Genomic DNA, 21,607 nt, shown 5'->3' with positions numbered 1-21,607 from the left:
ATCAGCGGCCGCGGTCCTCGAGATACGCCACGAGCCGCTCCAGCGCGGGCCGTTCGCCCACGTCCGGCACGCCCAGCGTGGCCGCGGCGATCTCCGCCACCGCCGCCCGCTCCCGCACCGCCGTCAGGTCCACCGGCCACGCGCCGTCCGGGACGTTCGTCGTCGAGAGGGCGGCCACCTCCAGCGCGAGGCGGGTCTTGCCGACCCCGCCAGGGCCGGCGAGCGTCAGCAGCCGATGCGTCCGCAGCAGGCCGCCGATCTCGGCGACCTCGGACAGCCGGCCGACGAAACTGGTGAACTGCACGGGCAGGTTGCCCGCCCGTGACGCCACTGTGGTCACTGCATTCACCTCCCGACCGCCCCGCGACGGCGGATGAGCGGGAGCTCCACCAACCAGCGGCCATACTTGAACATACAAGTATGTCTAATCGCCGTAATGTCGGCAGTTGAATTCTTATACTACATAACCGGCCAAGTTGCCCACCTGCCCACGATCCGGCCAGGCAGACGCAGGTGAGGGGCGCGCACAGGCGAGGGGCGCGCACGCCCCTCAGCGGTGTGCACGCCCCTCACACCCGGCCGACTAGCCGTCCAGAGACGTCATCACATGCTTGATGCGCGTGTAGTCGTCGAAGCCGTACGACGAGAGGTCCTTGCCGTAGCCGGACTTCTTGAAGCCGCCGTGGGGCATCTCGGCGACCAGCGGGATGTGGGTGTTGATCCACACGCAGCCGAAGTCGAGCCTCTTGGACATGCGCATCGCGCGGCCGTGGTCCTTGGTCCATACCGAGGAGGCGAGGGCGTACTCGACGCCGTTGGCCCACTCCACCGCCTGGTCCTCGTCCGTGAAGGACTGCACGGTGATGACCGGCCCGAAGACCTCGTGCTGGATGATCTCGTCGTCCTGCTTCAGCCCGGAGACGACGGTCGCGGCGTAGAAGTAGCCCTTGTCGCCGACGCGTTGGCCGCCCGCCTCGACCTTGGCGTGGGCGGGCAGCCGCTCGATGAACCCGGTGACCTGCCGGAGCTGGTTCGGGTTGTTGAGCGGGCCGTACAGCACGTCCTCGTCGTCCGGCTGCCCGGTCTTCGTCTCCGCCGCCGCCTTCGCCAGCGCGGCCACGAACTCGTCGTGGATCGACTCCTGGACGAGGACCCGGGTGGCCGCCGTGCAGTCCTGCCCGGCGTTGAAGTAGCCGGCCACCGAGATGTCCTCGACGGCCTTGGCGATGTCGGTGTCCTCGAACACCACGACCGGCGCCTTGCCGCCCAGCTCCAGGTGGACGCGCTTGAGGTCCTTGGACGCCGACTCGGCGACCGACATGCCCGCGCGCACCGAGCCGGTGATGGAGGCCATCGCCGGGGTCGGGTGCTCGACCATCAGCCGACCGGTGTCCCGGTCGCCGGTGACGACGTTGAAGACGCCCCTGGGCAGGATCGAGCCGACGATGTCGGCGATCAGGACGGTGGAGGCGGGCGTCGTGTCCGACGGCTTCAGCACCACCGTGTTGCCCGCCGCGATCGCCGGTGCGAACTTCCACACGGCCATCATCATCGGGTAGTTCCACGGCGCGACCTGCGCGCAGACCCCGACCGGCTCACGGCGAACGATGGACGTCATCCCGTCCATGTACTCGCCCGCGCTGCGCCCCTCCAGCATCCGGGCCGCACCCGCGAAGAAGCGGATCTGGTCGACCATCGGCGGGATCTCCTCGGAGCGGGTCAGCCCGATCGGCTTGCCCGTGTTCTCCACCTCGGCCGCGATCAGTTCCTCGGCGCGCTCCTCGAACGCGTCCGCGATCTTGAGGAGGGCGCGCTGCCGCTCGGCCGGGGTGGTGTCGCGCCAGCCCGGGAATGCCTGGGCGGCGGCCGCCATCGCGGCGTCGACGTCCGCCGCGCCGGACAGCGGCGCGGTCGCGTACGCCTCGCCCGTCACGGGGTTGACCACCTCGGTGGTCCGTCCGTCGGCGGCGTCCCGGAACTCACCCGCGATGTAGTTGCGCAGACGACGCAGCTCGGTGCTCACTGCCGGCCTCCTGTCAGTTTCTGACGGTCGGGTTCAGAACTGCAGGGTTCTGAACTGCTGGGTTCTGACCATGGTGGGTGTCCATTGGCTGAGACACCCACCCTAATCCGCCGACCCGCGTTTTCAACACCCCCACCCGCACCAGATCTGCGGATTCCGCAGATCCGGCTCTCGTAAACAACGAATTTCATCGCTTCGACCTTGCGGAACGGTCGAGACGTCGTGCAGAGTGAAGTCGTGGCCAGTCGAAGCGCAGAGCACAGGGACTCCCGCGAGTCCAGGAACAGCAGCACGTCCCCGCTGGATGCCGTCAGCCTCGCCATCATCGAGCAGCTCCAGGAGGACGGCCGCCGGCCGTACGCCGCGATCGGCAAGGCCGTCGGCCTGTCCGAGGCGGCCGTGCGCCAGCGCGTCCAGAAGCTGCTCGACCAGGGCGTGATGCAGATCGTCGCCGTCACGGACCCGCTCACCGTGGGCTTCCGCCGGCAGGCGATGGTCGGGATCCACGTCGAGGGAGACGTCGAGTCCGTAGCGGAGGCCCTGTCCGACATGGCGGAGGTCGAGTACGTGGTGATGACCGCGGGCTCGTTCGACGTCCTCGCCGAGATCGTCTGCGAGGACGACGACCACCTGCTGGACGTCATCAACAAGCGCATCCGCGCCCTTCCCGGCGTGCGCTCCACCGAGAGCTTCGTCTACCTGAAGCTGAAGAAGCAGACCTACATGTGGGGAACCCGATAACCGTGAGGACCCGATAACCGTGAGCAAGGACCTCAGCCGCACCGCGTACGACCACCTGTGGATGCACTTCACCCGCATGGCCTCGTACGAGAACGCCCCGGTTCCGACGATCGTCCGGGGCGAGGGCGCCTACATCTACGACGACAAGGGCAAGCGCTACCTCGACGGTCTCGCGGGCCTGTTCGTGGTCCAGGCCGGGCACGGCCGCACCGAGCTGGCCGAGACCGCCTTCAAGCAGGCGCAGGAGCTGGCGTTCTTCCCGGTGTGGTCCTACGCCCACCCCAAGGCCGTCGAGCTGGCGGAACGCCTCGCGCACCACGCGCCGGGCGACCTCAACAAGGTCTTCTTCACCACCGGTGGCGGCGAGGCCGTCGAGACCGCCTGGAAGCTCGCCAAGCAGTACTTCAAGCTGACCGGCAAGCCCGCCAAGCACAAGGTCATCTCGCGTGCGGTCGCCTACCACGGCACCCCGCAGGGCGCCCTGTCCATCACCGGCCTGCCGGCCCTCAAGGCCCCCTTCGAGCCGCTCGTCCCGGGCGCGCACAAGGTCGCGAACACCAACATCTACCGCGCCCCGATCCACGGCGACGACCCCGAGGCGTACGGCCGCTGGGCCGCCGACCAGATCGAGCAGCAGATCCTCTTCGAGGGCCCGGACACGGTCGCCGCGGTCTTCCTGGAGCCGGTCCAGAACGCCGGCGGCTGCTTCCCGCCCCCGCCCGGCTACTTCCGGCGCGTGCGCGAGATCTGCGACCAGTACGACGTCCTGCTCGTCTCCGACGAGGTCATCTGCGCCTTCGGCCGCCTCGGCACGATGTTCGGCTGCGACAAGTTCGGCTACGTCCCGGACATGATCACCTGCGCCAAGGGCATGACGTCCGGCTACTCCCCCATCGGCGCCTGCATCATCAGCGACCGGCTGGCCGAGCCGTTCTACCAGGGCAACAACGTCTTCCTGCACGGCTACACCTTCGGCGGCCACCCGGTCTCCGCCGCGGTCGGCCTCGCCAACCTCGACCTGTTCGAGCGCGAGGGCCTCAACCAGCACGTCCTGGACAACGAGGGCGCGTTCCTGTCGACCCTCCAGAAGCTGCACGACCTGCCGATCGTCGGCGACGTCCGCGGCAACGGCTTCTTCTACGGCATCGAACTCGTCAAGGACAAGGCGACGAAGGAGACCTTCGACGCCGCCGAGACCGAGCGCGTCCTGTACGGCTTCCTGTCCAAGGCGCTCTACGACAACGGCCTGTACTGCCGTGCCGACGACCGCGGCGACCCGGTCGTCCAGCTCGCCCCGCCGCTGATCTCCACCCAGGAGACGTTCGACGAGATCGAGCAGATCCTCCGCGCCACCCTCACGGAGGCTTGGACGAAGCTGTGATCAACTGACTCTGTGATCAACACCGGCCCCGGTGTCTGCCGTTCGAGTGAGAAACGGCGGCCCGGGGCCGTGTGCTGTCCGGATGCCCGCCACGACGTCCATAGCGTGCTCGTGACCGATCGGCCCTGCCTTCGTTCCCCCGTCGTTCCCCCGGACGGGGGATCGGCACCGGGAACTACGGATCTGAACCGAGGTGTACGCCCATGGAGGCCCCGCCGGACAACGACGTGCTCTGGGCACGCTCCCTGCACTTCACGCACCGCGACGGCTCGCCCGGCCTGTGCGGGATCTCGCTGGGCGTGCGGGAGGGCGAGATCCTCGCCGTCGGCGGGCCGCGCGGCAGCGGCAAGACGACCCTGCTGCACTGTCTGTCCGGCCTGACGCCCGTCCAGCGCGGCGAGGTCTGGTTCAACAGCGTCCCCGTGCACACGATGGGCCCGATGGCCCGCGAACGGCTGCGCCGCGACCGCTTCGGCTGGATCGACCCGGTCCCGGTGCTCGTCCCCGAACTCAACGTCTGGGAGAACGCGGCCCTCCCCCTGATGCTGCGCGGCACCAGCCGCCGCCGGGCCAAGGTCGCCGCCCTGGAGTGGCTGGAGCGCCTCGACATCGGCGACCGGGCCCGCAGCCGTCCGCACGAACTGACCCAGGCCGAACGCCAGCGCGTGTGCATCACCCGGGCGCTCGCACCCGCCCCCTCCGTCCTCTTCGCGGACGAGCCGACGGCCCCCCTGCACCGCGCCGACCGGGCCCACGTCCTGCGCACCCTGACGACGGCGGCCCGCTCGCACGGCATCACCGTGGTGCTGGCCACCCACGACCCGGAGACCGCGGCCCTCGCCGACCGCACGCTGCCCCTGCTGGACGGACGCCGGGTGAAGACGCTCCACCTGCCCCCGGTCGACGAACAGGACAGCCGGGAACAGGACGGCCGTCCTCAGGAAGGCCGAGCGCAGGACGGCCGGGAGCAGGAAGGCCGGGGGGCCGCGTGCTCGCTCTCCGCCTGACGCGCAGCGCCCACCCCGCCGTCCAGCTCCGCCGCCTCCTGGTGGCGGCGGCCTCGGCGGGCACCGGCTTCCTCCTGCTGTGCACCCTCGGCCGCGCCCTGACCCACCCCGACACGCCCGCCGCCTCGCTCCTGCGGCTCGCGTGGTGCACGGTCCCCCTGGCCGCGACGGTCTACTTCGCCCTCGCGGTCGCCCGCACGGACCCCGGCACCCGTCCCCGCCCGGGCCTGGCGGCGATCGGCCTGGGCCCGACCCGCCTGATGGCCGTCTCGGCGACGACGACGGCCCTGTCCACCCTCCTCGGCTCCGCGCTGGCCCTGCTCCTCTTCCTCCACCTCCGCGGCGACCTCACCGGCATGCCGTTCGACGGCGCGGCGCGAGACTTCCTGGCCGCCGGGCAGCCTCTGCCGCTCCCGGGCTCCCTGACCCTGCTGGCCCTCGTCCCGGCCACGTCGTCCATCGCGGTGGCCCTGATGCTCCGCCCCAGGGACACCCGGGTGGCGGCCCACGCCACCCCGAGGATGTTCGGCAGCTTCCGCGCGTACGGGAGGAAGGCGGTGGGAGAGCGGTTCGGCGCGTACGGCAGATTCGGCGCCCGACTCCAGCCGGAACCGGCGAGTGCTCCCGCCGGCGGGACGGCAAACGGCACCCCGCAAGCACCGGACAGCGCGCCCCACCCCGCAGCCCCGGCCGACGACACGCAGGAAACGCCGGTCGACGCGCCCCGCCGCCAGGCCCCGGCCGACGGCGCGCAGCAGTCGCGGCCCCACCTCCCCAACCCCAACGCGCTCCCCTGGGGCACCGCGCTCCTCGCCGCCGGGCTGGCCGTGGAGGCGTACGCGAACCGCACGGCGCACCCGGCCGCCTTCCCCCTCCCCGGCGGCCTCCTCATCGGCCCCGCCGCGGTCCTTCTCGGCTGGACCCTCACCGCCGTCGGCCTCGCCCTGGCCGGCCCCGGCCTCACCCACCTCAGCGGCCGCCTGCTGCAGGCGGTCCGCCCCGGCGCGCTCCGCCTCCTCGCCGGCCGCGGCCTGATGCAGGAGGCGTCCCGCATCGGCCGTCCGCTGGGCGTGGTCTGCGCGGTGGCCTCCGGCGCGTACACGATGGCCGCGCTGTACGACCCGGCCGACCCCGCCTTCGGACCGCTCACCACCCTCGGCGCGCTGGTCGTCGCGGGCTGCACCGTCGCGACGCTGCTGACGGCGGCCGTGGAGGCGCGGCAGTCCCGCGCCGACACCACCGCCGCCCTGCTGCGCCTCGGGGCCCCGGCCAAGATCCTGCGCAGCGCCGCCGCCCTGCGCGCCGGCGCACTCCTGGCACTGTTCGTCCCGCTCACCCTCGTCGTGGCGGAACTGGCGGCGCTCCCCCTGACCCGCTGAGGCCCGCCCGCCGGTGCCCCCGGGATCCCGTGCGAAACGATCTCCCGCCCACCGATGAGTTCCGCACGCCCCCCGGGTCTACCCACCGAACAGCACGCACCCGTACGCACCACAGCACCACGAACCCCTGGGAGAGACGCGATGACCGCCCCGGCCTACCAGCAGATGATTTTCGTGAACCTGCCCGTGAACGACCTCGACGCCTCGAAGAAGTTCTTCACGCAGCTCGGCTACACGATCAACCCGCAGTTCAGCGACGACAACGCGGCCTCCGTGGTGATCAGCGAAACGATCGTCGCGATGCTCCTCACCAAGCCGTTCTACTCGACCTTCACCAAGAAGGAGATCGCGGACGCCACGACGACCAGCGAGGTCCTCGTCGCCCTCAGCGCCCAGAGCCGCGCGAAGGTCGACGAACTGGTCGACAAGGCGCTCTCGTCGGGCGGCACGCCGAGCGGCGAGACGCAGGACATGGGCTTCATGTACGGCCGTTCCTTCGACGACCTCGACGGCCACACCTGGGAGATCGTCTGGATGGACCCGGCGACGATCGAAGGCTGACCGAGGCCCCACGACCGTGTCCTGACGGGCCGTACGGTCACTGGAGTCCCGTATCACCCCCGTTGACCGGATCGGGGCGGCGCCGGGCGCATTGAAACGTCCCCGTGCTTAATAAGCGGGCAAAGGCAACCGCTCACAGGCGTCCCCGCATTGACACTGCTTATGGAACGCTTATAGACCTGTGAGTCTGCTGGGGATGGTGACGCACTCGCTCACCGGGGGCGTCATCCTCCCCTCCACCCCCCGCAGTTGCGCTTCCCGTAAAGGACAAACGTGTCCCTTCCCCGCCGTACCGCCGCTCGTTCGGTGCGCATGCTCGGCGTCACCGCCGCTTCCGCCGCCCTCGCGTTCAGCGCCGCCGGCACCGCGCTGGCCTGCGACATCAGTGAGTTCTCCGCCTCCGCCGCCTGTGACGGCGCGAAGGGCGTCATCACCGTCACCGACAAGGACCCCTCGCACACCTCGGCCGAGATCACGGTCTTCCTCGAGAACAACGGCGCCGACCTCCGCCAGGTCGGCGAGGCCCAGACCGTCAAGGGCTCGAAGAAGGGCGTCACCATCTCCTTCGCCGAGGACTGGGAGCCGGGCGCGATCTACCGGGTCCACGTCAAGGCCGCCGCGGGCAAGAAGGTCGTCGACGAGGACATCAGCCCGAACCTGACCACCCCGTCCAAGGCCTGCGCGGCCGACGACACCACCACCCCGACCGACACCCCGTCGAACACGCCGTCCGGCACCGCGTCCTCGACCCCGTCGGACACCGCTCCGCCGCCGGCCGACACCACCGCCCCGAGCCCGTCCGACTCCGTCTCGGACGTGGAGTCGGCGAGCGCCAGCGCCGCGCCCGTGCCCTCCGCGAGCAACGCCCCCTCGGCCGCCGCCCAGGAGTCCAACCTCGCCGAGACCGGCGCCAACTCGAACACCGGCCTGATCGTCGGCGTCGCGGGCGCCCTGGTCGTCATAGGCGGTGCCGCGGTGTTCTTCGGCATGCGTCGCCGCGGGTCCAGCAACCGCTGACCCCGTAGCACGAAACGTGCGTGCGGGTGGCCCGTCCCTTCCTTCGCGGGGACGGGCCACCCGCACGTTGTCGTCCCCGTCCCTTAGGGGTCGGCCGGCCAGGTCAGTCGAGTACGACGATCTCGGCAGCGTCGAAGGACACCCCGACCTCGTCCCCGACCTCCGGCGCGTCCCGTAGCGTGCACGCCGCTTCCAGCCTCGGTGCGCCCTCCGGCTGGAGGTGTACGGCGACATGGGTGCCCCGGAAGGTGCGGGCGGCGACCGTGCAGCGCAGGCCCTCCGCCGCGCCCACCAGGCGCACACCGGCGGGCCGGACGAGCAGCGTACGCGCCCCCTGCCCAGACCCGGCCGGCACCGGCGCCTTGCCCCACGGCGTGACCGCGACCTCGCCGGTGACGGTCGCCTCGACCACGTTGTCGAAGCCGAGGAAGCGGGCCACGAACGCGTCCGCCGGCCGCTGCCACACCTCAAGCGGCGTGCCGGACTGGGCGATCCGCCCGTCCCGCATCACCACGACCCGGTCGGCGAGCGCGAACGCCTCGCCCTGGTCGTGCGTCACCGCGAGGACGGTCGTCCCCAACCGGCCGAAGAGTTCACGGAGTTCGACGACCAGCCGCTCCCGCAGCGACCGGTCGAGCTGACCGAGCGGCTCGTCCAGCATCAGCAGCCGAGGCCGGGGCGCCAACGCGCGGGCCAGCGCCACCCGCTGCTGCTCCCCGCCGGAGAGCGCGGCCACGGCCCGGCGGGCGGCGCCGGGCAGCCCGACGAGGTCGAGCAACTCCGCCACCCGCGCCGCCTGTTCCCGCGCCGAGGCGGCCCGCATCCGCAGCCCGAAGGCCACGTTGCCGCCGACGTCCCGCTGCGGGAAGAGCTGATGGTCCTGGAACATCAGCCCGAGCTCCCGCTTGTGCGCGGGCACCCCCGTCTGGTCGCGCCCGTCGAGCAACACCCGCCCGGAGTCCAGGGGTTGCAGTCCGGCGACGGCCCGCAGCAGCGTCGACTTGCCGCTGCCGCTGGGCCCGAGCACACACACCACCTCGTGCTCGACGACGGCCAGATCGACGGCGTCGAGCACCGCCCGGCCCCCGAACCGCACGGTCGCGCCCGCCAGTTCCAGCAGCAGCATCTAGAACTCCCCCGTCCGGTCGGTCCGCAGCCGCTCAAGCACCAGCAGGGCCACCGCGCACACCACCATCAGAATCGTCGAAAGGGCCATCGCCTGGCCGTAGTTGAGCTCACCGGCCCGCCCGAGCAGGCGCGCCACGGCGACCGGCAGCGTCGGGTTGTCGGGCCGCGCGATGAACACGGTCGCCCCGAACTCCCCCAGCGACACCGCGAACGCGAACCCGGCCGCGACCAGCAGCGCCCGCCGCACCATCGGCAGGTCCACCTCCCGCCACACCCGCCACGGCGACGCCCCGAGCACCGCCGCCGCCTCCCGCAGCCGCTGGTCCACCGCCCGCAGCACCGGCAGCATGGTCCGTACGACGAAGGGCACCCCCACCAGCGCCTGGGCGAGCGGCACGAGGATCCACGTGCCGCGCAGGTTCAGCGGCGGCTCGTCCAGCGCGATCAGGAACCCGAAGCCGACGGTCACGGCGGAGACGCCGAGCGGCAGCATCAGCAGCGCGTCGAAGCCGCGGACCAGCGCCCCGGCGTCCCGGCGGATGAGGGCCGCCGCGGCGAGCCCGCCGACGAGCACGGCGATCGCGGTCGCGACGACGGCGTACTGGAGGGAGTTGCCGATCGCCTCGATCGGCGGGACGAGGAAGATGTTGCCGTCGTCGCTGGTCAGCGCCCGGTAGTAGGCGAAGTCGGGTGCGTCGAGGGACCGTTGCACCAGCACCGCGAGCGGCAGCACGAGCAGCACGGCGATGCTCGCGAGCACCCCGGCGAGCAGCGCCCACTGCCCGGCCCCGCGCGGCCGCCGCGCCGTCACGGAGGCGTCCACCAGCCGCAGCGCGGTCTCCCGCCGCCGTACGGCCAGGGCGTGCACGGCGAGGATCGCGCCGACGGCCGCGAACTGGACGAGCGTGAGGACGGCGGCCGTGGACAGGTCGAAGATCTCGGAGGTCTGCCGGTAGATCTCCACCTCGAGGGTGGAGAAGGTGGGGCCGCCGAGGATCTGCACCACGCCGAAGGAGGTGAAGGTGAAGAGGAACACCATCAGCGCGGCGGCGGCCACGGCGGGCCCGAGCGCCGGCAGCGTGACCGAGCGCCAGGCCCGCAGCCGGGACGCGCCCAGCATCCGCGCCGCCTCCTCCTGCCGCGGGTCGAGCTGCGCCCACAGCCCGCCCACGGTCCGTACGACGACCGCGTAGTTGAAGAAGACGTGCGCGAGCAGGATCGCCCACACGGTGGTGTCCAGCCGTACGCCCCACAGCGCGTCGAGCAGTCCGCCGCGCCCGACGAGCGCGAGGAACGCCGTACCGACGACGACCGTCGGCAGCACGAACGGGACGGTGACGACGGCGCGCAGCACCTGCTTGCCCGGGAAGTCGAGCCGCGCGAACACGTACGCGCCGGGCAGCGCGACCAGGAGGGTGAGCACGGTGGACGCGAGCGCCTGCCAGGTGGTGAACCACAGCACGTGCCGGATGTCGGACTGCCCGAGCACGTCCCACAACCGCCCGAACTGCCAGCCGCCGTCCGTCTTCAGCCCACGGGCGACGATCGCGGCGACCGGGTAGGCGAAGAAGACCGCGAAGAACGCGACGGGCACGACCAGCAGCCCGAACCGAACCGCCGCACTCCGCTTGGCGCTCCCCTTGTCGCCCTTCCCGGGGGCTACTTCAGTACGAGCGAGGTCCATGACTTGACCCAGTCGTCGCGGTGGTCGGCGATCTTCGCGGGGTCCATGGTCTCGGGATCCTTGGCGGCGGGCCCGTACGCCGTGAACTCGGCGGGCACGGCCGCGCCCGTCAGCACCGGGTACACGAACATGTTGAGCGGCATGTCCTCCTGGAACTTCCTGCCGATCAGGAAGTCGATGAGCGCCTTGCCGCCCTTGCTGTTCGCCGCGTTGCTCAGCAGCCCCGCGAACTCGATCTGCCGGAAGCAGGTGCCGGTCGCGACCCCGGTCGGGGCGGTGGCCGGCTTCGGGTCGCCGTAGATCACCTCGGCGGGCGGCGAGGAGGCGTACGACACGACGAGCGGCCGGTCCGCCTTGGCCTTCTTGCCGCCGGCCGACCCCGAGAACTCGTCGTTGTAGGCCTGCTCCCAGCCGTCGACGACCTTCACGCCGTTGGCCTTGAGCTTCTTCCAGTAGTCCGCCCACCCGTCGTCCCCGTACTTGGCGGCGCTCCCGAGCAGGAAGCCGAGGCCCGGCGAGGAGGTGGACGCGTTCTCGGTGACGAGGAGGTTCTTGTAGGCGGGCTTGACCAGATCGTCGTACGACGTGGGCGGGGCCAGCTTGTGATCGGCGAAGTACTTCTTGTCGTAGTTGACGCAGATGTCGCCGTAGTCGATGGGCGTGACCCGGTGCTTGCCGGCGTCGAGCTGATACGCGCTGCCGACCTGGCCGAGCCCCTTCGCCTCGTACGGCTGGAAGAGCCCGTTGTCGAGCGCCCGGGAGAGCAGGGTGTTGTCGACGCCGAAGAAGACGTCGCCCTGCGGGTTGTCCTTGGTGAGGATGGCCTTGTTGACGGCCTGGCCGGCGTCGCCGTCCTTGAGGACCTTCACCCGGTAGCCGGACTGCTTCTCGAAGTCGGCGAGCACGCTCTTGGACACGGCCCACGAGTCGTGGCTGACGAGGGTGACGGTCTTGGACTCCGCCGCCGTCTCCTTGCCGTCCGTCGAACCGCACGCGGACAGCGTGACCAGACCGAGCACGACGGCTCCGGCCACGGCCGCGATGGTCTTGTTCTGCACTGGTTTTCCTCCTGGGTTGACCAGGAAGAGACGCGGCCCCGCCCGGGTCCGTCCGCACGGGACGGACGCCGGGCAGGGCGCAACAGCTCGAGTGATGACCGAACTTCCTACCCAGAATGACCTGGGCGAGGTTCAGAGGGTCTGCGGCCTGGATGCCGCACTCTCAGCGCTGTGGCGCTCCCCTGTCGGAATATGAAGATGTCAGGTGAAGATGTCGGGATATGAAGATGTGTGTACGGGTGTACGGTCCTCAGACTACCGCTCGGTGGCCGCGAGCTGACCGCACGCCCCGTCGATCTCCTGGCCACGGGTGTCCCGGACGGTGACGGGGACCCCGTGCGCGGCGATCGCCTCGACGAACGCCTTCTCGTCCTCGGGCCGGGAGGCCGTCCACTTCGAACCCGGGGTCGGGTTGAGCGGGATGAGGTTGACGTGCACGGGCTTGCCGCGGAGCAGTCGCCCGAGCCGGTCACCGCGCCATGCCTGGTCGTTGATGTCCCGGATCAGGGCGTACTCGATGGACAGCCGGCGCCCGGAGCGCTCGGTGTACTCGAACCCGGCGTCCAGCACCTCGCGCACCTTCCACCGCGTGTTCACGGGGACGAGGGTGTCGCGCAGCTCGTCGTCGGGCGCGTGCAGGGAGATCGCGAGCCGGCACTTGAAGCCCTCGTCGGTGAACCGGTGGATGGCGGGCACCAGCCCGACCGTCGACACGGTGATGCCCCGCTGCGAGAGACCGACTCCGTCGGGCGCCGGGTCGGTGAGCGCGCGGATCGCGCCCACGACACGCTTGTAGTTGGCGAGCGGCTCGCCCATCCCCATGAAGACGATGTTGGACAGCCGGGCGGGCCCGCCGGGCACCTCCCCGTCGCGCAGCGCCCGCATCCCGTCGACGATCTGGTGCACGATCTCGGCGGTCGACAGATTCCGGTCGAGCCCCGCCTGCCCGGTCGCACAGAACGGACAGTTCATCCCGCACCCGGCCTGCGAACTGATGCACATCGTCACCCGGTCCGGGTAGCGCATCAGCACCGACTCCACGAGCGTGCCGTCGAACAGCCGCCACAGCGTCTTGCGGGTGGTCCCCTGGTCCGTCGACAGATGCCGTACGACCGACATCAGGTCCGGCAGCAGCGCCGCACGCAGCTTCTCGCGCGCACCGGCGGGAATGTCCGTCCACTCGGCCGGGTCGTGCGCGTAACGGGCGAAGTAGTGCTGCGAGAGCTGCTTCGCGCGGAACGGCTTCTCCCCGATCTCCGCCACGACCTCCTTCCGCTCGGCGGGCGAGAGGTCGGCGAGGTGCCGCGGCGGCTTCTGGGCTCCGCGGGGGGCGACAAAGGTAAGTTCTCCGGGCTTAGGCATAGCCTCACCAGTGTCGCAGATCCACTCCGATGCCCCGGTCGGCTCAGAACAGGCCGGCGATCACCATGAAAGCCCCATGGCAGTAGGTCTTCGTGCGGTGCCAGCCGCCGCAGTACAGGCGAGGCCTGCGCCGGCCGTCCTGTGTCACCAGTGCCCCGCACCAGCGGCACGGCAGATCGTCGTAGTGCCCGCCGTCATCCCCCAAGCGTGCCTGCCCCATGCGAGGACCCTACCGACCCGCCCGCCGGCAGGCCTACGCGGCCCCGTGCTCCAGCAGGTCCTTCAGCAGCCGTTCGTTGTGCGGGAGTTCCTTGCGGACCTGGGGGCGGACGACGAGGGGGAGGAGGATCTTGCCGATGCCGTGGCCCTCGAAGTCGAGGTCCATGGTGACGCGGGAGCGGCGGCCGTCGTCGAGCGGGGTGATCTCGCCGCGGAAGTGGCCGCGGATCGGGCCGTCGACGCCCTCCATGCCCCAGGCGTGGGGTGGGTCGAACTCGGTGTACTTCATGGTCATCGGCATGTCCCGGCGGCCGACGTGCCGGGTGATCCGCAGCCGGGAGCCGACGCCGGTCGGCCCGGGGTCGAGCGGCTCCGCCGAGACCGCGCTCTGCTGCCATTCCGGCAGGTGGGAGGGGTCGACGACATACGCCCAGACGTCCTCGGGGCGGCGGTCGACGTCGAACGATTCACGGAAGTCGGACATGAGGTCCGCCCCCTTCCAGGGGTCCCTTTGAATGGATTTCCCCGCTCTTTCACCATACGGCGACTTCACCGAACGGCGACGGGCCCCCGCCCAGGAAGGACGGAGGCCCGCGCGCAGCGCGTGTACGGCGGCCCGGTCAGCCGGAGCCCACGAACAGCACCAGCAGCAGCCACACCACGGGAGCCGTCGGCAGCAGGGAGTCCAGCCGGTCCATGATGCCGCCGTGGCCCGGGAGCAGCGTGCCCATGTCCTTGATGCCCAGGTCCCGCTTGATCATGGACTCGCCCAGGTCGCCGAGCGTGGCGCTGGCCGCGACGGCGAGGCCCAGCAGCAGACCCTGCCACCAGGTGCCGTCGTCGATCACGAACTCCATCAGCAGCGCGCCCGCGACCATGGCGAACGCCACCGCGCCGAGCAGGCCCTCGCGGGTCTTGCCGGGACTGATGCGCGGGGCGAGCTTGGTCCGGCCGAAGCGCCAGCCGACGGCGTACGCGCCGGTGTCGCTGACGACCGTCAGCAGCAGGAACGTCATGACGCGCAGCGCCCCGTCGTGGGCGGTGAGCATCAGGGCGACGAACGTGGCCAGGAACGGGACGTAGAAGGCGGCGAAGACACCGGCCGTGACGTCCTTGAGGTAGCCCTCGGGCGGTTCCGTCATCCGCCAGACCAGCACCGCGAGCGCGGTGAGGGCCATGGCGACCCAGGCGCCCTCGGCACCCCGGACGTACCCGGCGACGACCATCGCAGCCCCGCCGACCGCGAGCGGCACGAGCGGCGCCTTGATGCCCTTGCGCTCCTGCAGCCTGCTGGTCAGCTCCCACAGACCCACCACGACGGCGACCGCTATGACGCCGATGAACACGGCCTTGACGACGAACAGCGACGCCACGATCACCACACCGAGCCCGACCCCGACCCCTATGGCAGCGCCCAGGTCTCGGCCCGCGCTCTTCTTCTGCGGTGCGGGCGCCGGGTGAGAGGCGTCGGGCATGGGCTCCGGATTCTGCGGCACTGCCGCAGCGGGCCGTGCCGACGGGGTGTCGTCACCGTGGGCGGCGCCGGCGTGGGCGGCGCCGCCGTGGTTCTCGTCGCTGAACAAGGGACCGCCCAGCCGAGCGGCCCCCCGGTCGTCATCCTGGTTTCCGCCGTGCGCGGGTACGTCGGGGACGATGGGCATGGGGCGAGTCTGCTGCGCCTCAGGCGCATCGTAGCCGGGACCCGCCGGGGCGGCCCCCTGGACAGGCCCCTGGTCGACGGGCCCCCAGTACCCGGCCCGCGACCCGGCGTGTGGCGGTGAGCCCCAGGAAGAGTCGTTCATCAGACCTCGAGCAGCTCCGCTTCCTTGTGCTTCAGGAGCTCGTCCACCTGGGCGACGTACTTCGCGGTGGTGTCGTCGAGCTCCTTCTCCGCACGACGGCCCTCGTCCTCGCCGACCTCGCCGTCCTTGACGAGCTTGTCGATCGTCTCCTTGGCCTTGCGGCGGATGGACCGGATCGAGATCTTGGAGTCCTCGGCCTTGGTCTTGGCGACCTTGATGTACTCCTTGCGGCGGTCCTGGGTCAGCTCCGGGAACGTCACACGGATGATGTTGCCGTCGTTGCTCGGGTTGACGCCCAGGTCCGAGTCCCGGATCGCCTGCTCGATGTTGCGCAGCGCGCTCTTGTCGAACGGCGTCACGACCGCCATGCGCGGCTCCGGCACGGAGAACGAGGCGAGCTGGTTGATCGGCGTCAGCGCGCCGTAATAGTCGGCCACGATCTTGTTGAACATCGCCGGGTGCGCACGACCGGTGCGGATCGCGGCGAAGTCCTCCTTGGCGACCACGACGGCCTTCTCCATCTTCTCCTCGGCCTCGAGGAGGGTCTCTTCGATCACCACATGCTCCTGCGTGTCTTGAGTAGGCCCGGCCGCGGTTCCCTGTCGGTGGCGGCGGCCGGCTGCGTCGCGTCTTCTTCCTGCACGGTTCCCGACCGGCAGGACATTGTCCATCCCCCGACCAGGGTCCGTCCCCCGGTCGGGTGTTGTCGTACGAGACCGGGGTTCTACCGGTGATGAACCGGGAGTTGGCCGGTCAGGACCGGCTGCCCTGCTCACCCACGAGCGTGCCGATCTTCTCACCCTTGACGGCGCGAGCGATATTGCCCTCGACCAGAAGCTCGAAGACGAGGATCGGCAGCTTGTTGTCGCGGCACAGCGTGACGGCGGTGGCGTCGGCGACCTTCAGCTCGCGGGTGATGACCTCGCCGTAGCTGAGGGCGTCGTACTTGACGGCCGTCGGGTTGGTCTTCGGGTCGGAGTCGTAGACGCCGTCCACGCCGTTCTTGCCCATCAGCAGCGCCTCGGCGTCGATCTCCAGGGCGCGCTGGGCGGCGGTGGTGTCGGTGGAGAAGTACGGCATGCCCATGCCCGCGCCGAAGATGACGACGCGGCCCTTCTCCAGGTGGCGCACGGCGCGCAGCGGGATGTACGGCTCGGCGACCTGGCCCATGGTGATGGCGGTCTGCACCCGGCTGTCGATGCCCTCCTTCTCCAGGAAGTCCTGGAGGGCGAGGCAGTTCATGACCGTGCCGAGCATGCCCATGTAGTCCGAGCGGGCCCGGTCCATGCCGCGCACCTGGAGCTCGGCGCCGCGGAAGAAGTTGCCGCCGCCGATGACGACCGCGATCTCCGCGCCGTCCCGGACGACGGCGGCGATCTCGCGGGCGATCTTGTGCACCACGTTGGGGTCGACGCCCAGGCCGCCGCCACCGGCGAAGGCCTCTCCGGACAGCTTCAGCAGAAACCGGCCGCTCACTTTGCCTTCGTCGCTCTTCTGGGCCTTGGTGGTCATGGCGTTCTCCTCATGGTGCACATACGAGGAGGCCATTGCCGGTGGGGTGTCGTACGCATCCCATGCGCGGCAATGGCCTCCTCGTCAGATCTGCTGTCGTCCGCCACTCTCGTGACGGCGTACCGGGACGACTGCTGCCGACCCTATCGGGACCGGGCGTCCGTCGCGGTACGGACTCAGATGCCGACCTTGATGCGCGAGAAGCGCTTCAGGGTGACACCGGCCTCGTCCAGGACCTTCTGGACGGACTTCTTGTTGTCGAGCGCGTACGGCTGGCCGAGCAGCGTGGCGTCCTTGAAGAAGCCGTTGAGGCGACCCTCGACGATCTTCGGCAGGGCGGCCTCGGGCTTGCCCTCGGCGCGGGTGGTCTCCTCGGCGACGCGGCGCTCGGTCTCGACGACCTCGGCCGGCACGTCCTCCTTGGAGAGGTACTTCGGCGCGAAGGCGGCGATGTGCTGGGCGATGCCCTTGGCGACGTCGGCGTTCGGCTTGTCCAGCTCGACGAGGACACCGATCTGCGGCGGCAGGTCGGGCATCGTGCGGTGCATGTAGGCGCTCACGAAGCCGTCGGTGAACTGCGCGAAGCGGTCCAGCACGATCTTCTCGCCGAGGTTGGCGTTGGCCTCGTCCACGAACGCCTGGACGGTCTTGCCGGGCTCGATCTCGGAGGCGAGCAGCGCCTCGATGTCGGCCGGGGTGGACTTGGCGATGTGCGCGGCGATCGTGTTGGCGACGGCCTGGAACTTGTCACCCTTGGCGACGAAGTCCGTCTCGCACTTCAGCTCGACGATGACACCGGCGGAGTTGTCGTCGGCGATGATCGAGACCACGGCGCCGTTCTCGGCGGAGCGGCCCTCGCGCTTGGCGACGCCCTTCTGGCCCTTGATGCGCAGGGCCTCTACGGCCTTGTCGACATCGCCCTCGGCCTCGTCCAGCGCCTTCTTGCAGTCCATCATGCCGGCGCCGGTGAGCTCACGGAGCTTCTTGACGTCGGCGGCGGTGTAGTTCGCCATGATCTGTGAATCTCTCTCGGAGTTCGAAGTCTCGAAGATCTACGAAGATCTGGGGGCTGTGGGTGAACGGCGGGCGGCGTACTCGACGCCTCCCGCCGTCACTTCGTCCCTACGGCCCTGCGGTCAGCTCGGCGACCGCACGGCCCACGGCCTGACTCAGGCCTGCTCGCCCTCGGCGGCCGGAGCCTCGGCCTCGGCGACGGGGGCTTCCTCGGCGGCGGGCGCCTCGACAGCGGCCTCGGCCTCGGCGGCGGGGGCCTCAGCGGCCGGAGCCTCGGTCTCGGCAGCGGCCTCGGCCGGCTTCTCGGCCTCGTCGGCCTTCTTCTCGCCCTCGAGCAGGTCGCGCTCCCACTCGGCGAGCGGCTCGGCGGCGGCCTTCTCGCCCTTGTCACCAGTGGCGACACGGGACCGGGACATGAGGCCCTCGGCGACGCCGTCGGCGATCACGCGGGTGAGCAGGGTGACGGAGCGGATCGCGTCGTCGTTGCCCGGGATCTTGTAGTCGACCTCGTCGGGGTCGCAGTTGGTGTCGAGGATCGCGACGACCGGGATGTTGAGCTTCCGGGCCTCACCGACCGCGATGTGCTCCTTCTTGGTGTCCACGATCCAGACGGCGCTGGGCACCTTGGACATCTCGCGGATACCGCCGAGGGTCTTCTCCAGCTTGGCCTTCTCGCGGGAGAGGACCAGGAGCTCCTTCTTCGTCAGACCCGAGGCGGCGACGTCCTCGAAGTCGATGAGCTCGAGCTCCTTGAGGCGCTGCAGACGCTTGTAGACGGTGGAGAAGTTGGTGAGCATGCCGCCCAGCCAGCGCTGGTTGACGTAGGGCATGCCGACGCGGGTGGCCTGCTCGGCGATGGCCTCCTGCGCCTGCTTCTTCGTGCCGACGAACATGACCGTGCCGCCGTGGGCGACGGTCTCCTTGACGAACTCGTAGGCGCGGTCGATGTACGACAGCGACTGGAGCAGGTCGATGATGTAGATGCCGTTGCGCTCGGTGAAGATGAAGCGCTTCATCTTCGGGTTCCAGCGACGGGTCTGGTGACCGAAGTGGACGCCGCTTTCCAGCAGCTCCCGCATCGTGACGACGGCCATGGCCGTTCTCCTCGGGTTTCTCGGTTGTACCGCGGGAACCGGACGGCTCCCGCGCCTGACGCCCGCTGTGCGCCGAGCCACGAAGGACCGAGGGGCGCGGATACCAGGAGACCGACCGTGGCCGGACCCCGATACCGGGGCGTGCGAAGTCGACCCGGTGACCCGGATCGCCAGAAGAAGTGTACGGGACCGGCGAGGCACCGGGTGACGCCGCTGTCCACAACCGGTGAGTAGTCCACAGGCCCCGGCGGTGATCGTCGAACCGCGGCACGGTGTTCCCATGTACGCGAAGCGACGCCTCGGCAGCCTCACGCTGCTCCTGCTGATCACGATCCTGACGTCCGTGGCATGGGCGTCCCCACAGGCCCCGCCCCGCGCCCCCACGCCCCCTCCTGCCGCCCCCGCTCCCATCCCGGCTCCCGTCCCGGTGATCGGCCGGGTCTGGCCGGTGGGCGCGCGTCCGGCGGTGGTCCGCGGTTGGGAGGCCCCGGCGACGGCGTACGCCCGCGGCCACCGGGGCGTCGATCTGGCGGCGGCGCCGGGCGTCCCGGTCCGGTCGGTGGCGGCCGGCCGCGTGTCCTTCGCGGGCCGGGTGGCGGGCCGGGGCGTCGTCGCGGTGGAACTGACGGGGACGGGCCTGCCGCCCCTGCGGACGACCTACGAGCCGGTACGGGCGTCGGTGCGCAAGGGCGACGAGGTGGCTCCGGGTCAGTTCGTCGGCACGGTGGAGCCGACGGGCGGGCACTGCGCGGGGACGTGTCTGCACTGGGGGCTGCTGAGAGGCGACGCCTACCTGGACCCGCTGTCGCTGCTGCCTCCGTGGCTCCTGCGGAGGGGCCCGTCCCGGCTGCTGCCGGTGCTCGGTGTGCCGCTGCCGCGGCTCCCGGCGGCGTGACTCAGCCGCGCACGCCCCGCAGCACCATCCGCACCGCCGCGTCCGTGATCGCCGAAGGGTCCTCCGCGGCTCCCAGCTCGATCCGCCGCACCGCCGCGTCCACGACGCCCTGGAGCAGCATCGCCGCGAGCCGGGGCTCGGTGTGCCCGAGCTCCGCCAGGGCCTCCCCGATCATCGTCACGAGCCCGCCGTGCGCCGCCCGGATCTTCTCCCGGGCGCCCGCGTCCAGCTCGCTCGCCGAGATCGCCACGACGGCCCGGTGCCGGCGGTCGCCCACCAGCGCGAGCTGCCGCCGCACATACGCCTCGACCTTGGCCTCCGCCCCGTCGGCGGCGGCCATGGCCGTCTCGACCTCGGCCGCCCAGACCGGGAAGTCGACCTCGCACAGCTCCTCGACCACGGCGGCCCGCGACCGGAAGTACTCGTACACGGACGAGCGCGCGAGGCCCGTCCGCTCGGCGAGGGCCGGGAAGGTCAACGCCTCCGTCCCGCCCTCGGACAACAGGGAGCGCGCCGCGTCCAGCAGGGCGGCACGCTGCATCGACCGGTGCTCGGCCACGGAGGCCGCTCGAATCCTTGGCACGTCGCCCACTCTACGGACGCGCCACCTCCGACGGGAGTGATCCAGCCCCTATTCCGGCCCGAACCCGGCCCTCACCCGACCCTCACCCGACCCTCACCCGGCCCGTCAGCGGCCGAAGCTCGCGAGCTTCGCGCGCAACTGGAGCACGGACTTGGTGTGGATCTGGCTGACCCTGCTCTCGGTCACGCCCAGCACGTTCCCGATCTCGGCGAGCGTCAGGCCCTCGTAGTAGTAGAGCGTGACGACCGTCTTCTCCCGGTCGGGCAGCGTGTTGATCGCCCGCGCCAGGAACCGCCTGAGCTCCCGGTCCTCGGCCACCTCGACGGGATTGTCGGCGGCGGTGTCCTCGAGGGTGTCCATCAGGCTCAGCCGGTCGCCGCCCTCACCCCCGACATGCAGCAGCTCCTCCAGCGCCACCACGTTGGCCAGCGACAACTGGCTGAACACGGCGTGCAGTTCGTCCACCGCGATGCCCAGCTCGGCGGCCACCTCGCACTCCGTCGGCGTCCGCCGCAGCCTGGCCTCCAGCGTGGCGTAGGCCCGCTCGACGTTGCGCGCCTTCTGCCGCACGGAGCGCGGGATCCAGTCCAGCGCCCGCAGCTCGTCGATCATCGCGCCCCGGATCCGGGTGATCGCGTACGTCTCGAACTTGATCTCCCGGTCGATGTCGAACTTCTCGATCGCGTCGATCAGCCCGAAGACCCCGGAGGACACGAAGTCGGCCTGCTCCACGTTGGGCGGCAGCCCGACGCTGACGCGTCCCGCCACGTACTTCACCAGCGGCGAGTAGTGCAGGATCAACTGCTCCCGCAGCCGCTCGTCCCCCGTCGCCTTGTACGACCGCCACAGCTCGTCGAGCGTCGAGGGAGCGGGCGGCCGCACGCTGCCACCGTCGCGGGCTGCTGGGGGGATCGCCGCCCGGTCGGACCCGGAGGTGTGCTGGGGCATTCGTCGCCTTGTGCCGTTCTGCCGTGAAGTGTGCGAGGTGGGTACCGCGTGGTGCAGAGGTGCCGGTCTGTGCCGGAATCCTCGTGAGCGTAGCGTGACTGGAGTGTCGCGGTGCGCGAAGGGCGTGGCGGGACCGGTACGCAGATACGTTCCGCTGGACGCACTCCGGGGTCACGGCGATCGCTGTGGGTGATCACCG

The 21,607-nt window shown here is 70.7% G+C and carries 22 protein-coding genes and 1 riboswitch; of the genes, 7 read left to right on the top strand and 15 right to left on the bottom strand.

Going from position 1 to position 21,607, the window contains the following annotated elements; genetic code table 11:
• Nucleotide 1: 1 nt before the first annotated feature.
• Both BMZ82_RS42790 and BMZ82_RS27340 read right to left on the bottom strand, forming a co-directional pair.
• Nucleotides 2-340 (bottom strand): hypothetical protein, encoded by a 339-nt coding sequence (locus tag BMZ82_RS42790; RefSeq protein ID WP_218159051.1) that lies wholly within the window; start codon nt 338-340, stop codon nt 2-4.
• Nucleotides 341-583: 243 nt separating this feature from the next.
• A complete protein-coding gene (locus BMZ82_RS27340) occupies nt 584-2,023 on the bottom strand; it encodes a gamma-aminobutyraldehyde dehydrogenase (protein WP_093780067.1) in 1,440 nt (479 codons plus the stop codon).
• A 222-nt stretch (nt 2,024-2,245) separates the two neighbouring features.
• Between BMZ82_RS27340 and BMZ82_RS27335 the strand changes: the two genes are divergently transcribed.
• The 6 genes from BMZ82_RS27335 (at nt 2,246) to BMZ82_RS27310 (ending at nt 8,109) form a co-directional block, all read left to right on the top strand.
• Entirely contained in the window at nt 2,246-2,764 is a 519-nt protein-coding gene (locus tag BMZ82_RS27335; RefSeq protein ID WP_093780066.1) for an Lrp/AsnC family transcriptional regulator, read from the top strand.
• 13 nt (nt 2,765-2,777) lie between these two features.
• A complete protein-coding gene (locus BMZ82_RS27330; RefSeq protein ID WP_093780065.1) occupies nt 2,778-4,145 on the top strand; it encodes an aspartate aminotransferase family protein in 1,368 nt (455 codons plus the stop codon).
• A 203-nt stretch (nt 4,146-4,348) separates the two neighbouring features.
• Nucleotides 4,349-5,152, top strand: a complete 804-nt coding sequence (locus tag BMZ82_RS27325) for an ABC transporter ATP-binding protein (RefSeq protein WP_093780064.1) — start codon at nt 4,349-4,351, stop codon at nt 5,150-5,152.
• Nucleotides 5,134-6,531: a hypothetical protein gene (locus tag BMZ82_RS27320; RefSeq protein WP_093780063.1), complete on the top strand. Its 1,398-nt coding sequence runs from the start codon at nt 5,134-5,136 to the stop codon at nt 6,529-6,531. Before BMZ82_RS27325 ends, BMZ82_RS27320 begins: the two co-directional genes overlap by 19 nt.
• 141 nt (nt 6,532-6,672) lie before the next feature.
• Nucleotides 6,673-7,092: a VOC family protein gene (locus BMZ82_RS27315; protein ID WP_093780062.1), complete on the top strand. Its 420-nt coding sequence runs from the start codon at nt 6,673-6,675 to the stop codon at nt 7,090-7,092.
• A gap of 273 nt (nt 7,093-7,365) precedes the next feature.
• Nucleotides 7,366-8,109, top strand: coding sequence for an LAETG motif-containing sortase-dependent surface protein (locus BMZ82_RS27310; protein WP_093780061.1), 744 nt, complete (start codon nt 7,366-7,368; stop codon nt 8,107-8,109).
• A 103-nt stretch (nt 8,110-8,212) separates the two neighbouring features.
• On the opposite strand, the gene BMZ82_RS27305 is transcribed toward BMZ82_RS27310, so the two are convergent.
• From BMZ82_RS27305 to rpsB, 11 genes are all read right to left on the bottom strand, one after another.
• Nucleotides 8,213-9,235: an ABC transporter ATP-binding protein gene (locus BMZ82_RS27305; protein WP_093780060.1), complete on the bottom strand. Its 1,023-nt coding sequence runs from the start codon at nt 9,233-9,235 to the stop codon at nt 8,213-8,215.
• Nucleotides 9,236-10,921 carry an ABC transporter permease gene (locus BMZ82_RS27300; RefSeq protein ID WP_093780059.1) on the bottom strand — a complete coding sequence of 562 codons (1,686 nt, stop codon included), beginning with the start codon at nt 10,919-10,921 and terminating at the stop codon, nt 9,236-9,238.
• Nucleotides 10,897-11,979: a thiamine ABC transporter substrate-binding protein gene (locus tag BMZ82_RS27295; protein WP_093780058.1), complete on the bottom strand. Its 1,083-nt coding sequence runs from the start codon at nt 11,977-11,979 to the stop codon at nt 10,897-10,899. The genes BMZ82_RS27300 and BMZ82_RS27295 overlap by 25 nt, the downstream gene beginning before the upstream one ends.
• An 86-nt stretch (nt 11,980-12,065) precedes the next feature.
• Nucleotides 12,066-12,173: riboswitch (TPP riboswitch) on the bottom strand.
• 61 nt (nt 12,174-12,234) lie between these two features.
• Nucleotides 12,235-13,341: a dual-specificity RNA methyltransferase RlmN gene (gene rlmN / locus BMZ82_RS27290; protein WP_093780057.1), complete on the bottom strand. Its 1,107-nt coding sequence runs from the start codon at nt 13,339-13,341 to the stop codon at nt 12,235-12,237.
• Between the two features lie 43 nt (nt 13,342-13,384).
• Nucleotides 13,385-13,561 (bottom strand): hypothetical protein, encoded by a 177-nt coding sequence (locus BMZ82_RS40880; protein WP_177244685.1) that lies wholly within the window; start codon nt 13,559-13,561, stop codon nt 13,385-13,387.
• Between the two features lie 33 nt (nt 13,562-13,594).
• Nucleotides 13,595-14,044, bottom strand: coding sequence for an SRPBCC family protein (locus BMZ82_RS27285; protein ID WP_093780056.1), 450 nt, complete (start codon nt 14,042-14,044; stop codon nt 13,595-13,597).
• A 136-nt stretch (nt 14,045-14,180) separates the two neighbouring features.
• Nucleotides 14,181-15,362 (bottom strand): phosphatidate cytidylyltransferase, encoded by a 1,182-nt coding sequence (locus BMZ82_RS27280; protein WP_093780055.1) that lies wholly within the window; start codon nt 15,360-15,362, stop codon nt 14,181-14,183.
• Nucleotides 15,362-15,919: a ribosome recycling factor gene (gene frr, locus BMZ82_RS27275; RefSeq protein ID WP_093780078.1), complete on the bottom strand. Its 558-nt coding sequence runs from the start codon at nt 15,917-15,919 to the stop codon at nt 15,362-15,364. Before frr ends, BMZ82_RS27280 begins: the two co-directional genes overlap by 1 nt.
• 196 nt (nt 15,920-16,115) lie before the next feature.
• On the bottom strand, nt 16,116-16,874 hold the full coding sequence (pyrH, locus tag BMZ82_RS27270) for a UMP kinase (RefSeq protein WP_093780054.1): 759 nt from the start codon (nt 16,872-16,874) through the stop codon (nt 16,116-16,118).
• A 176-nt stretch (nt 16,875-17,050) separates the two neighbouring features.
• Nucleotides 17,051-17,887 (bottom strand): translation elongation factor Ts, encoded by an 837-nt coding sequence (gene tsf, locus BMZ82_RS27265; protein WP_093780053.1) that lies wholly within the window; start codon nt 17,885-17,887, stop codon nt 17,051-17,053.
• 156 nt (nt 17,888-18,043) lie between these two features.
• Complete coding sequence (gene rpsB / locus BMZ82_RS27260) at nt 18,044-18,982, bottom strand: 30S ribosomal protein S2 (RefSeq protein ID WP_093780052.1); 939 nt, start codon at nt 18,980-18,982, stop codon at nt 18,044-18,046.
• 280 nt (nt 18,983-19,262) lie between these two features.
• On the opposite strand from rpsB, the gene BMZ82_RS27255 reads away from it, so the two are divergent.
• On the top strand, nt 19,263-19,877 hold the full coding sequence (locus tag BMZ82_RS27255) for a M23 family metallopeptidase (RefSeq protein ID WP_093780077.1): 615 nt from the start codon (nt 19,263-19,265) through the stop codon (nt 19,875-19,877).
• Between the two features lies 1 nt (nt 19,878).
• On the opposite strand, the gene BMZ82_RS27250 is transcribed toward BMZ82_RS27255, so the two are convergent.
• Entirely contained in the window at nt 19,879-20,436 is a 558-nt protein-coding gene (locus BMZ82_RS27250) for a TetR/AcrR family transcriptional regulator (RefSeq protein WP_093780051.1), read from the bottom strand.
• A gap of 129 nt (nt 20,437-20,565) precedes the next feature.
• Entirely contained in the window at nt 20,566-21,408 is an 843-nt protein-coding gene (gene whiG / locus BMZ82_RS27245; RefSeq protein ID WP_093780050.1) for an RNA polymerase sigma factor WhiG, read from the bottom strand.
• Nucleotides 21,409-21,607 lie beyond the last annotated feature (199 nt).

This window comes from Streptomyces sp. yr375 (assembly GCF_900110755.1).
Classification (GTDB): Bacteria; Actinomycetota; Actinomycetes; order Streptomycetales; family Streptomycetaceae; genus Streptomyces.
Note: the sequence above shows the minus strand (reverse complement) of the source record. Positions and strands in the feature narration are given on the sequence as shown.